This is a genomic window from Polaromonas sp. (assembly GCF_012927415.1).
Taxonomy (GTDB): Bacteria; Pseudomonadota; Gammaproteobacteria; order Burkholderiales; family Burkholderiaceae_C; genus Polaromonas.
This window is the reverse complement of the sequence record NZ_JABBPF010000036.1, coordinates 1-12,716: the sequence shown is the minus strand read 5'-3', so window position 1 is coordinate 12,716 and position 12,716 is coordinate 1. Positions and strand designations below refer to the sequence as shown.

Sequence of the window (12,716 nt, the reverse complement as noted above, 5' to 3'; positions counted from 1 at the left end):
TCAGTCCAGGGCAGTCCGGATTTCTTTCAGAAAATCATGGGCGACAGCTGCAACCTTGTCACGGGGCTGGTTTTCAATCAGCTGGATGATCTTGCTGCCAATGACGACAGCATCAGCCACCTTGCCGATGGCCTTGGCGGTTGCCGCGTCTCGAATGCCAAAACCCACGCCCACGGGGATGCCCACATGCCGGCGAATGCGCGGCAGCATGGCTTCGACAGAGTTGACGTCGAGCGTGCCGGCGCCGGTCACCCCCTTGAGCGAAACGTAGTACACATAGCCGCTGGCGACTTCGGCCACCTGGGCCATGCGCTTTTCTGTACTGGTGGGGGCGAGCAAAAAGATCAGGTCCATCTGGTGCGCGCGCAACCGGGCCGCAAACCCGACGCATTCCTCTGGCGGGTAGTCGACGATCAGCATGCCGTCCACACCGGCTGCGGCTGCATCGCGGATGAAGGCGCTTTCGGTGCTGCCCGCGCCATGCTTGATGTCATAGCGCTCCACCGGGTTGGCGTAACCCATCAGCACTACTGGTGTGGTGTTGTCCTGGGTGCGAAAGGCGCGGACCATATCGAGCACCTGGAGCAGGCCTACCCCTTGGGCCAAAGCCTTTTCGCCAGCCTTCTGAATCACCGGGCCGTCGGCGCTGGGATCGGAAAAGGGCACGCCCAGCTCGATCACGTCGGCGCCGCCCGCGACCATGGCATGCATCAGCTCGGGCGTAACGTCGGCATACGGGAAACCTGCCGTGACGTAGGGAATCAGCGCTTTGCGGCCTTGGGACAGCAGTGCGTCCAGCGTGGGTTTAATGCGGCTCATGGCTTGAACTCCACTACTTGTGAGCTCCCCTTGATGCTCTGGCCGTGGCAGGAAGGGCGGCAGTAAAAGTCGGCGCCCGACAGGTCGGCCACGGTGCCGATGTCCTTGTCGCCCCGGCCCGAGAGATTGACCAGGATGCTCTGGTCGCTGCGCATGGTTTTGGCGAGCTTCATGGCGTAGGCCACTGCGTGGGCGGATTCCAGCGCCGGAATGATGCCTTCGGTGCGGCAAAGGTAATGGAAGGCCTTGAGCGCTTCGGTATCGGTGATGCCGACATACTCGGCGCGTCCGATGTCCTTGAGAAATGCATGCTCGGGGCCGACGCCGGGATAATCCAGCCCTGCGCTGATGCTGTGCGTCTCGGTCACTTGGCCGTCGTCGTTTTGCAGCACATAGGTGCGGTTGCCATGCAGCACGCCCGGCAGGCCGCGCTGCAGCGACGCCGAGTGCTTGCCGCTGTCGAGGCCCTCGCCTGCGGCTTCCACGCCAATCAACCGGGTTTGCTCATGCGAGATGTAGGGATAAAAAATACCCATGGCATTGCTGCCACCGCCCACGCAGGCGACGACCGCGTCGGGCTGTTTGCCGGCGTTCATTTCGGGCATCTGGCTCAGACACTCAATGCCGATCACGCTCTGGAAATCGCGCACCATCATGGGGTAGGGGTGCGGCCCGGCTACGGTGCCAATGATGTAGAACGTGTTGTCGACGTTGGCGACCCAGTCGCGCATCGCCTCATTCAGCGCATCCTTCAGCGTCTTGCTGCCGCTTTCAACCGGCACCACGGTCGCACCCAGCAGGTTCATTCGGTAAACGTTGGGGCTTTGCCGCTTGACGTCCTCGCTGCCCATGTACACCACGCACTCCAGGCCGTAACGCGCACAAATGGTGGCGGTGGCCACGCCGTGCTGGCCGGCACCGGTCTCGGCAATGATGCGCGGCTTGCCCATGCGGCGCGCCAGCATCGCCTGGCCTATGGTGTTGTTGATCTTGTGCGCACCCGTGTGATTCAGGTCTTCACGCTTGAGGTAAATCTGCGCGCCGCCCTGCTCTCGGCTCATGCGCGCGGCATGATAGATGGGGGAGGGTCGTCCCACGAAATGCTTCAGCTCGTAGTGGAACTCGGCCAGGAATTCCGGATCATGCTGATATTTGGCGTAGGCGTCTTTCAGGTCGTTGATCGCGTGGGTCAGCGTTTCGGAAACAAAGCTGCCGCCATAAATACCGAAATGGCCAGCAAGGTCAGGTTGGTGATAGTCGTACATGATGAATAGGATTCTTTGCAAGTTGCTCGTCGGCAACGCGAACGGCTGCGACGAATTGACTGATTTTGTCGGCGCTCTTGATTCCTTTCGAAATCTCGACGCCTGAACTCACATCAACGGCCAGCGTTTTGCAACGCGGCCTGACTTGCAAAATACCATCGGTCACGTTTGCAGGCGTCAACCCACCAGACAAAACGAGGTGAGCGTTGACGTTTCGAGGAAGAAGTGACCAATTGAATGTTTTTCCACCGCCGCCATAACCCTCGACATGTGCGTCGAGCAAGATAGCTTGGGCTGCTGAATAATCTTGCGTGTATTTTAAGAGATCAAAGCGGGGCCTGCCTGGCTCGGGGTTTTCCTGCAGCGGGATGCGTGCCGCGCGCAGGAAAGGCCGGCCCGCCCGCAGACAGGCCTCAGGCGTTTCATCACCATGAAATTGCAGCACTGCGCACGGAATACGGTCGCAGGCCGCTATTATTTTTGTATCGGATTCGTTGACGAAAAGGAGCACTGGCGTCACAAACGGCGGCAGCCGGCGGACTAGCTCGGCTGCGCGCTCAAGCGTGAGATACCGCGGACTGGCTTCGTACAAGACAAAGCCGATAGCGTCCGCACCGGCTGCTACCGCCGCATCGACATCTGCTTCGCGGGTCAGACCGCAAATCTTGATGCGCGTTCGAGATGCGCCGCTTGTCGCTGCGTCTGCTTCGCTGTCCGAGGCGGCTGGACTTGCCAAGGCCAGCGTGGCGCTTCGGACAACGGCTTCCCTGTTCGTTGAAACTGTCATAGCAACCAATCATAAGCCGCCGTACTCGCTGGCAAATCGTAGTGGTCTTCATAGACCGGGCCAAGGAAATACAGACCGTGGGGGGAGAAGGTGGGCGCGGCCACATCGCGTCTGCGTGCGGCAACCACTTCGGCCATCCACTCGGGCGGGTGATTGCCCTGGCCAATGGCCAGCAGGCACCCCATGATGTTTCGGATCATGTGGTGCAGGAAGGCATTGGCTTCGAACTCGAAGCGCCAATATCCCGAAGCTGGCCCCTTGCGCCGGGAAATTTCAATCCGGCTGATAGTCTTCACGGGTGATTTGGCCTGGCACTGCGCCGCCCGGAATGAACTGAAGTCATGCTCTCCCAGCAAATGCGGTATGGACTGCTGCATCGCACGGCCATCAAGAGGGCGGTAGACCCAGCCGACGCGTCCGGCTTCCACGCTGGGGCGAACCGGCGACTCCAGCACCACATATGCGTAGCGGCGGGCTATGGCGCTTGCGCGTGAATGGAATTCATCAGGAACCTGCCGGGCCCACTGCACTGCTATGTCGGAGGGCAAAAAGGCGTTGGTGCCGCGTACCCAGGACGAAGTGTCACGCTGCACAGAAGTGTCAAAGTGCACCACCTGCATCAGCGCGTGAACACCGGCGTCGGTGCGCCCCGCGCAAAGGGTGCGCACGGGACGGGCGGCGAACTTCTCCAGCGCCAGTTCAAGCTTGTCCTGCACCGTTTTGCCGGAAAGCTGGCTCTGCCAGCCCTGGTAAGCGCAGCCGCCGTAACTGATACCGAGCGCAATCCTCACGAATAATATTCCGCCGATGAACGTCGGGGTTTCACGTCAGGGTAGCGAGCACACTAAACTTGGCTCACGAAAGGGCGTTGAGAAACGCCTGGGCCTTGACTTTCAAGGGGCCGCTGGCTTTGGAAAGCACTTCGTCAGCCAGCGATCTGGCGCCGTCGGCGTCACCCAGGGCGCGGAATTCTTCGGCCAGCAGGAATTTGATTTCAAGCGGGTCTTGCGGCTTGGCCGCCGTGGCCAGCTCTGGCGATTCTGTGGTGGGTCCAAGATCGAGCGACAGCGAACTCATGTCAAATTCGAGCATGCCTTTGTCTTCAGGCGGGGCGGTGAACGCTTTGCGTGTCGGGAGTGGCAGCGGCGCGGTAAGAGGCTCAGGCGTGAAGTCCATGCCTTCAGAGAGAAAAGTAATATCGGGTGAAGCAGGATTTTCAACTGTTGGGGGCTTCGCAGAATCGAAACCACCCGGCAGAGCCGCTATGGCACGGCCGAAATCCAGGTCCAGATCCAAATCGTGTGGGGAAACCGCCGCTGCCGAATCCTTGACGTGGGCAGAGCCGACGGGCTGATGTTCGTAGGGTGAAGAAACCGAGATGGCGGCAGGAGCAGTGGACTGCTCAGGCTGATCGTCCAGCGAGAAATCCAGGTCAAGGTCCACAGGGTGCACGGCTACAGGGGTGGGCACTGCGATAACAGCGCCGACCGCTGCTTCGTTGGCCCGCAGGTTGCCGGCTGGCGTTCCACGGGCTTGATACATCGGATTGGCTGGGTCGAGCTCCCGGCCCGCCTCTGCGATGTAAGCCCATTCAGGGCCGAAACCCTGTGTCAGCTTGAAAGCGTCAATGGCCACGCCCTCAAACGCTTTGCTGTCTCGGCGCTTGGCATAAATTTCCAGCAGTTTGGCATGAATTGCGACGCGCGCTGGATGGGTGCGCAGGGCCTCTTTGAGAATTTCTTCTGCCTGCAGGTCGCGTCCGTAGGCGAGATAAACATCCGCCTCGGCCACCGGGTCCACGTCTCCGGCTGCATCAAGCTGGCTGGAGGTGTAGGCCATGGACGAGCCCGAAACGTTGCTTTCGCTCGTATCGATGCGCTGTCCGCCGCTGGCACCGAAGAAGGAATCGGGTTGCAAACGGCTCTCGAGGAAAGAGCTGTCTACGTGGCCTCTTCTGCTGTTTTGGCGATAGCGATAAAAGCCCAAACCGGCCAGCAACGCCAGCAGAGCAATGGCACCGGGTAAAAGCAACGGGTTTTCAAGCAACTGATTCATGAAACCAGGTTCTGTCTGCGCTGGAGAAGTCGCCACCGCCGGCTTCTTGACGGCCACAGGAGCTGCCACGACTGCGGCCCTGGCTGTGGAGCCGGGCTGGGAGGCCGGTGCGACTGGAGCAACCGGAGCAGCAAGGGGCGCCGCGGCCGATGCCGCAGCAACTGGCGCCGTATCTGCGCTGCGGGCTGCAGCGCTGGCTGGCGGCACAACCGCGGGCGAGGCGGTTAGCGCAGAATTGACCACTGCCACTACCACCGGCGACGGTACAGAAGGCGTGGAGGCAGCAACGACTGACGCGGGCGCCGGGTTGGCGACAGGGGTTGCGGCAGGCGGGGCATTCAATTTGTTCAGGTCAGCGATATTTTTTGACAACTCGGCAATACGGCTGCTGGCAGCTTTTTCCTCCTGTGCCCTGGCAATCTTTTCTTCTGTGGCAATGCCGGCCTTGCCCTGAACGGCGCCCTTGGAAAGGGTCAGCTTGTCGGGGGTGGCGTTGGCCGGTGCGCGTTCTTCAACTTTTGCCTGCAGTTTGCCGCCAGCCTGGCGGTTTGCGCTGTCGACCTGCGTCGCGGGCACGCTCCGTGCCAGCTGGCGGCGAAAGGCGTTGAAGTCCCTGCTTTGCGCAACGATGATCTGGGTGGCCTCGCCGGGCGAGATGGCGCTTGCAGCTTGTGCACTCGGGATATCCAACACCGCGCCAGACTTGATGCGATTGATGTCGCCGCCAATGAAAGCCTCGGGATTGCTGCGCAGCAAGGCCACCAGCATCTGATCGAGCGACACACTGGTCGGCTTGGTTTGGGCGGCGATCTTCCCTGCGGTATCCCCGGCCCTGACCGTGAGCTGTTTCTCGCTTGCCGGTATTTTTTCAGCCGGACTGGCTTTGACGACAGGTGTCCTTACAACCGGTGCGGGCCGTGCAGCCGCTGAAACGGGAGGGGAATACGGGGTAGGCGAAGGGGGCCTGGCCGCTACCGGGGCGCTTGGCATGGCAGGCCGCGACAGTATTGCTGGGTTTGGCTCTACTGGGTTTGTATTGGACCGCAGGTTGGGCGGGTCGAGCAGCATGGTGTAGTCACGGCTTATACGGCCGGACGACCAATTGGCCTCAAGAATCAGGTCCACAAAAGGTTCGGTTACCGGGCGGCTGCTCGTCAGTCTGAGGTATGCCCGACCATCGGCGCGGCGCTGCAGCTTGACTTCGAGGCCCGCTGCCATCACGGCGTTGTATTCGAGTCCCGCTGCCTTGAAGGCTTCCGCCGGTGCGATACCAGCTTTGAGGCTGGAGGCTTCTTCGACATTGATGTCGGCAATGTCAACCTCTGCGCGGAGTGGCTCCCCCAATGCGGATTGAACGGTAATCCGGCCCAGCGCCAGCGCGTGAGCTTCAAGACTTGCCAGGCTACCCAGCAATGCAACGGCACTTGCCAGGGCGCCGATGCGCCAACGACCGCTATTTTTCATGGGGTTTTGAGCCTCCAGTGCTCGGTCTGCATGTAACTTCAAACTGCTTAAGCGCACAAAAACCTTGATACGAATTTTCGAAAAACAACCTTAACATCAAGGCATTAGGCTGACAAGCTAAGACATCGCTTAAGTTTTGACACATCGGGTAAGCATAGGCTTACAAGATCCGGTCGTTGTCTGAAGACAACGTATCGTGACATTTTGTACGGAGGGCGGTTGCAGCCAGACATTATCAATTTCGAAAAATGTTACAAATTTCAGGTTTGCAGGAGAATGCGCAACATGCGGCGCAGTGGCTCGGCAGCACCCCAGAGCAACTGGTCGCCGACAGTAAACGCTCCCAGATAGTCTGGCCCCATGGCCAGCTTGCGCAGGCGTCCGACCGGAATCTGCAGCGTGCCCGTGACGGCCACCGGCGTCAGGTCCTTGACGGACGCTTGGCGCGTGTTGGGCACGACCCGAGCCCAGGCGTTATCGGCCGCGATCATCGCTTCAATATCGGCCAGCGGCACGTCTTTTTTTAGCTTGAAGGTGAGTGCCTGACTATGGCAGCGCATGGCGCCAATGCGCACGCAAAAACCATCGACTGGCGTGGCAGCGGTGCCGAAAGCTTCACCCTGGCCCAGAATCTTGTTGGTTTCAGCGCCAGCTTTCCATTCTTCCTTGCTCATGCCGTCGCCCATATCCTTGTCGATCCACGGAATCAGACTGCCACCCAGAGGCACGCCAAAGTTGGCAGTTTCGAAAGCGCTCAAGGACTGCTGTTTGGCCAGGATGCGGCGGTCGATTTCCAAAATCGCCGATTTCGGGTCGTCCAGCAAGGCCTTGACTTCGCTGTTGAGCGTGCCGAATTGGGTCAACAGTTCGCGCATATGCTGCGCGCCGCCACCGGATGCCGCCTGATAAGTCATGCTCGTCATCCATTCAACCAGACCGGCCTTGTACAACGCGCCCACGCCCATCAACATACAGCTGACCGTGCAATTGCCGCCCACCCAGTTGTTGCCGCCCTTGGCCAGCGCGTTCTTGATGACCGTCAGGTTGACCGGGTCCAGCACGATGACCGCGTCGTCGTTCATGCGCAGGGTGGAGGCTGCATCAATCCAGTGGCCCTTCCAGCCGGCAGCGCGCAGCTTGGGAAACACTGCAGACGTGTAGTCGCCACCTTGCGCGGTGATGATGATGTCGCACTTCTTGAGGGCGTCAATGTCGAAAGCGTCTTTCAGGGTGGTTTCGTTCTTCGCCTGCGCCGGGGCCTTGCCGCCCGCGTTCGAGGTCGAAAAGAAGACCGGCTCGATCAGCTCGAAGTCGCCTTCGACCTGCATGCGGTCGATCAGTACCGAGCCCACCATGCCGCGCCAGCCGACGAGTCCGGTGAGATTGCTTTTGAGTTTCATGGGTTGCCCTTAAAAAGTACGAGAAATCGGCTTTTTGGCCCGGCTCATCGAGCCGGAAGGCACGACGAACCGGGCTTGTCAGCCTTTAATGGTGGTCGTTTGGGTGATCCGCGTAAAAACCGGTGCAGAGGTCACTCGCAAGGCTGCGTAGCAATGGAACGGTTCGCGGTTGGTAGGCATGGCATGCCATTGTAATCAGCCTTGACCGAAGACCCGCGCAGAGTGCAACGGAACCCCCGGGGTGGGAACTCGAAAGCGTGGTTTTAAGCCGGCATAGGTGTGGTTTTTCATTGAATGGCGAGAAAAAGCTTTAGGCCCGTTTTTTGATCCTGTAGCGTTGAGTGTTATAAATTGTTACTGACGGATAAACAGGTGTCGGGCTTTTGTCGTTTTGCCTGAACAGCAAGACTGCCATTGTTTGAATCCGGTGTGCTGTGACTAACGGTGTTCCCTGAGGCCAATCAGGATTTCAAATTTTCAAGGGATTTTTATGAGTGGATTCATGGGTTTTTTAGGTACGATTTTCCAGCTGTTGTTTTTTGGATTTGTGGTGCTGGGCGGTATCGCGCTGTGGGGCTACAACAAGCTGCGGAGCCTGTCGGAAGGCATTCGTGAGGCTTGGTCGAACATCGGAGTGACTGCGCGTAAACAGGTATCTCTGACCAACCAGCTGATTGAAATAGTTCGTGGATACCAGGAATCGGAAAAGCTCGTGATGTTGAAAGTGTCGGAGGATGCGTCCACGGCGGGCGGTATTGCGCAGATGCACCAGCAAGCGGGCATGGTCGTGTCAGCCATCTCGGGTATGGCGCAGAAATTTCCCGAGCTCAAGGCGAATCAGCAGTATCAGCAATTGATAGAAAGCATTCAGTCTTGTGAAGCCCATCTTGAACGCGTTCGGCAGACCTACAACGCGTCCGTCAAACAGTACAACATCAAGCGAAGTTCCATTCCCCATGTGCTTTACGCTTCCACGCTTGGCTTCAAGGCAGCGCCCTATCTGGAATTCAGCGGAGAGGGCGTCATGGCCGAAATGGGGGAACTCAAGAGCTTTGCTGCCGATGTCGACGGTGAACGCCTGAGCGCTTTGTTTGGTGCTGCCGGGGCCTCCGCAGTCCGTCTTGGAAACCGGGCATTGAGCGGCGGCAAGGTGCTTGCTGACGCAGCGCAGGAGCGCGCCAAACTGGCAATTGAAGCGCATAACGCAAAAAGCCGGGACAACCCCGAGGATTTAACCCGGGGATCAACCGATATTGAGCCGCACGCTCGATCCGGTACAGAACCGATTGTTAAATAGCCAGCGGTTCGGCGCTTCTCTCACCGCCAGCCCTTGACGATCTGCCGGCGGTGTGTCCTGCAGGTTAGCCGCAGGCAACTTCAAGGTCTCATGTCAGGGCTTTGACCACCGCATCGCCCATTTCAACCGTGCCGACGCGGGTTGTGCCTTCGCTGTAGATGTCGGGAGTGCGCAGGCCCTGGCTTAACACCTGGTCGACGGCTTTTTCGATGCGTACGGCGGCCTCGGGCTGGTTCAGGCTGAAGCGCAGCATCATGGCGGCGCTCAAAATTGTGGCCAGCGGATTGGCCACACCCTTGCCGGCGATGTCGGGTGCGCTGCCATGGCTGGGCTCATACAGGCCCTGGTTCTTGTCGTTCAGGCTGGCAGAAGGCAGCATGCCGATGCTGCCGGTCAGCATGGCGGCGGCGTCCGACAGGATGTCGCCGAACATGTTGCCAGTGACAACCACGTCAAATTTCTTCGGCGCCTGGACCAGTTGCATGGCGGCGTTGTCCACATACATGTGGTCCAGCGCCACGTCGGGATACAGAAGACCGATTTCAGTCACTACGTCTTTCCAAAGCTGGAAGGTTTCCAGCACGTTGGCCTTGTCAACGCTGGTGACGCGTCCTTCACCCCCTGAAGCTTTGCGCTTGCGTGCCGCCTGGAAAGCGACATGGGCAATTCGCTCGATCTCGGGACGCGAGTAACGCATGGTGTCAAAAGCTTCTTCTGCGCCGGGAAAATGACCGTCAGTGGCGATGCGGCGGCCGCGCGGCTGGCCAAAATAAATGTCGCCGGTCAGTTCGCGGATGATCAGGATGTCCAGGCCGGAGACCAGTTCGCGCTTCAGGCTGGAGGCGTCTACCAGTTGCGCGTAGCAGATGGCCGGGCGGAAATTGGCAAACAGTCCGAGGTTTTTGCGCAGGCCCAGAATCGCCTGCTCCGGACGCAATGGCCGGTCGAGCTTGTCGTACTTCCAGTCGCCGACCGCGCCAAACAGCACGGCGTCGGCGTCTTTGGCAAGCTTCAGTGTGGCTTCTGGCAGCGGGTGGCCATGTGCCTCGTAAGCAGCGCCGCCGACCAGCGCGGTCTCGGTTTCAAACTTCAAGTCCAGCACCTTCAGTACTTTGACGGCTTCGGCGACGATTTCGGTTCCGATGCCATCACCGGGAAGAATTGCAATTTTCATGAATGCTCTCTTTTTTATAGCTGCTTATAACCGTACTCATTGGACTAGAGCACGATTTGACTCATAAACACGATTAATTCGGGGGCGGGACAAGCGGCGAGGGCCAAGCCCGCCCGGTACCGGGTTTAAAGCCTGTGGCACCGGCAATCAGCCCGCCACTGTGTGGTTCAGCCAGGGTTTGGTCGCCAGCCGTTTGGCTTCAAAAGCCTTGATCTTGTCGCTCTGCTGCAGGGTCAAACCAATGTCGTCAAAACCGTTCAGCAAGCAGTATTTGCGGAAAGCCTGCACCTCAAAGGGCAGTTCTTCGCCTTGCGCCTTGACGATGACCTGGCGCTCCAGGTCAATGGTCAGCGTATAGCCGGGAAAGGCAGCTACTTCATCAAACAGCCGGGCCACCTGCGCCTCGGGAAGCACGATGGGCAGCAGGCCGTTTTTGAAGCTGTTGTTGAAAAAGATGTCGGCGTAGCTGGGTGCGATGATGGCGCGAAAACCGAACTGGTCTAGTGCCCACGGGGCATGTTCGCGCGAGGAGCCACAGCCGAAGTTCTTGCGCGCCAGCAGGATGGAAGCACCGGCGTAGCGCGGTTGGTTCAGCACGAAGTCGGGATTGGGCTTGCGGCTGGTCGGGTCCTGTCCGGGAAAGCCGGCATCGAGGTAGCGCCAATCGTCAAACAGATTTACCCCAAAACCGGTCTTTTTGATCGACTTGAGGAACTGCTTCGGAATGATGGCGTCAGTGTCGACGTTCTCGCGGTCCATCGGGGCCACAAGGCCTTGGTGTACGGTAAATTTTTGCATGCGAATCCCGGCCTGTTATTGGGCCGCATTAGAAACAGCGGAGCCGGCCCGCTGCACGTCCTGGCCAATGCCCCGGATGGTGTTGCAGCCAGACAGCGCGAAGGTGGAAATAAACAGGACGGCGATCGCCAGCAGCACGGTAGTTGATTTTTTCATCATGCACCTCAAACAAATTTACGGATGTCGACAAAATGGCCGTGCACGGCGGCGGCGGCGGCCATGGCCGGGCTGACCAGATGGGTGCGGCCGCCCGCGCCCTGCCGGCCTTCAAAGTTGCGGTTGCTGGTCGAGGCGCAGCGCTCGCCCGGCTCCAGTCGGTCGGCGTTCATCGCCAGGCACATTGAGCACCCCGGCTCGCGCCACTCAAAACCTGCGGCGACGAATATCTTGTCAAGGCCCTCGCGCTCGGCTTGCTCCTTGACCAGGCCAGAGCCCGGCACCACCAGGGCCAGCTTGACGTTTTTGGCGACTTTCTGGCCCAGCCGCTTGACAACAGCCGCAGCTTCGCGCATGTCCTCAATCCGGCTGTTGGTGCACGAACCGATGAACACCTTGTCGATGTACAGGTCGTTCAGCGCCTTGCCGGGCTCCAGGCCCATGTAAATCAGCGCACGCTCGATGGCGCCACGTTTGTTGGCGTCTTTTTCCTTGTCCGGGTCGGGTACGCGGCCATCAATCGACAGCACCATCTCAGGCGACGTACCCCAGGTAACCTGCGGCAGGATCTGGCTGGCGTCGAGTTCAACGACGGCGTCGAATTTGGCGCTGGGGTCTGAATGAAGCGTGTTCCAGTACGGCACGGCCATGTCCCACTCGACGCCCGTGGGTGACAGCAAGCGGCCTTTCACATAGTCGATGGTTTTCTGGTCAACCGCCACCAGGCCGGCGCGTGCGCCGCCTTCAATCGCCATGTTGCAGACCGTCATCCGGCCTTCCATGCTGAGCTCTCGGATGGCAGAACCGGCAAATTCAATGGTGTAGCCGGTTCCGCCAGCCGTGCCGATCTTGCCGATGACGGCGAGCACGAGGTCTTTGGCAGTGCAACCCCTGGGCAGCTGGCCTTCCACCCTGACGAGCATGTTTTTGGCTTTTTTGGCAAGCAGGGTTTGCGTCGCCATGACATGCTCGACCTCGCTGGTGCCTATGCCGTGCGCCAGCGCGCCAAACGCGCCGTGGGTAGAGGTGTGCGAGTCGCCACAAACCACCGTCATGCCGGGCAGGGTAGCGCCGTTTTCAGGGCCGATGACGTGCACGATGCCCTGCCGTTTTGACATGAAGGGGAAGAACGCCGCCGCGCCGAATTCCTTGATATTGGCGTCCAGCGTGGTGATCTGCTCCTTGCTGACCAGGTCGGTGATGCCGTCGTAGCCCAGTTCCCAGCCGGTGGTGGGCGTGTTGTGGTCGGCGGTGGCGACGATGGAGCTGATGCGCCAGACCTTGCGGCCGGCTTCGCGCAGGCCTTCAAAGGCTTGCGGACTGGTCACTTCATGGACCAGATGGCGGTCGATGTAAAGGATCGAGGTGCCGTCTTCCTCGGTGTGAATGACGTGTTCGTCCCAGATCTTGTCATACAGCGTGCGGCCGGGCGCTTCTTGATTCATGCTTGCCATCAGTTTTCCTTCGTAATCTCGTCGTAATTTTCGGTTAATTTTAGGCG

Annotated in this window: 11 protein-coding genes; 1 reads left to right on the top strand and 10 read right to left on the bottom strand. The window is 59.5% G+C overall.

The features are described from left to right. The 6 genes from trpA to asd form a co-directional block, all read right to left on the bottom strand. A complete protein-coding gene (trpA, locus tag HHJ19_RS03870) occupies positions 1-819 on the bottom strand; it encodes a tryptophan synthase subunit alpha (RefSeq protein WP_296904229.1) in 819 nt (272 codons plus the stop codon). Further along, entirely contained in the window at positions 816-2,084 is a 1,269-nt protein-coding gene (gene trpB / locus HHJ19_RS03865) for a tryptophan synthase subunit beta (protein WP_296904227.1), read from the bottom strand. Before trpB ends, trpA begins: the two co-directional genes overlap by 4 nt. Further along, positions 2,062-2,820 carry a phosphoribosylanthranilate isomerase gene (locus HHJ19_RS03860; protein ID WP_296904293.1) on the bottom strand — a complete coding sequence of 253 codons (759 nt, stop codon included), beginning with the start codon at positions 2,818-2,820 and terminating at the stop codon, positions 2,062-2,064. Before HHJ19_RS03860 ends, trpB begins: the two co-directional genes overlap by 23 nt. A 47-nt stretch (positions 2,821-2,867) precedes the next feature. Further along, positions 2,868-3,662: a tRNA pseudouridine(38-40) synthase TruA gene (gene truA / locus HHJ19_RS03855; RefSeq protein ID WP_296904225.1), complete on the bottom strand. Its 795-nt coding sequence runs from the start codon at positions 3,660-3,662 to the stop codon at positions 2,868-2,870. Positions 3,663-3,726: 64 nt separating this feature from the next. Next, positions 3,727-6,390 (bottom strand): FimV/HubP family polar landmark protein, encoded by a 2,664-nt coding sequence (locus HHJ19_RS03850; RefSeq protein ID WP_296904223.1) that lies wholly within the window; start codon positions 6,388-6,390, stop codon positions 3,727-3,729. Positions 6,391-6,650: 260 nt separating this feature from the next. Then, positions 6,651-7,790 carry an aspartate-semialdehyde dehydrogenase gene (gene asd / locus HHJ19_RS03845; protein WP_296904221.1) on the bottom strand — a complete coding sequence of 380 codons (1,140 nt, stop codon included), beginning with the start codon at positions 7,788-7,790 and terminating at the stop codon, positions 6,651-6,653. Positions 7,791-8,292: 502 nt separating this feature from the next. Here asd and HHJ19_RS03840 point away from each other — a divergent pair. After that, positions 8,293-9,087 carry a LemA family protein gene (locus HHJ19_RS03840; RefSeq protein WP_296904219.1) on the top strand — a complete coding sequence of 265 codons (795 nt, stop codon included), beginning with the start codon at positions 8,293-8,295 and terminating at the stop codon, positions 9,085-9,087. 88 nt (positions 9,088-9,175) lie between these two features. On the opposite strand, the gene leuB is transcribed toward HHJ19_RS03840, so the two are convergent. The 4 genes from leuB to leuC form a co-directional block, all read right to left on the bottom strand. Further along, positions 9,176-10,261 carry a 3-isopropylmalate dehydrogenase gene (leuB, locus tag HHJ19_RS03835; protein ID WP_296904217.1) on the bottom strand — a complete coding sequence of 362 codons (1,086 nt, stop codon included), beginning with the start codon at positions 10,259-10,261 and terminating at the stop codon, positions 9,176-9,178. Positions 10,262-10,408: 147 nt separating this feature from the next. Further along, on the bottom strand, positions 10,409-11,059 hold the full coding sequence (gene leuD / locus HHJ19_RS03830; protein ID WP_296904215.1) for a 3-isopropylmalate dehydratase small subunit: 651 nt from the start codon (positions 11,057-11,059) through the stop codon (positions 10,409-10,411). 15 nt (positions 11,060-11,074) lie between these two features. Beyond that, complete coding sequence (locus HHJ19_RS03825) at positions 11,075-11,215, bottom strand: entericidin A/B family lipoprotein (RefSeq protein WP_296904213.1); 141 nt, start codon at positions 11,213-11,215, stop codon at positions 11,075-11,077. A gap of 8 nt (positions 11,216-11,223) precedes the next feature. Further along, positions 11,224-12,660 (bottom strand): 3-isopropylmalate dehydratase large subunit, encoded by a 1,437-nt coding sequence (gene leuC / locus HHJ19_RS03820; RefSeq protein WP_296904211.1) that lies wholly within the window; start codon positions 12,658-12,660, stop codon positions 11,224-11,226. Between the last annotated feature and the right edge of the window lie 56 nt (positions 12,661-12,716).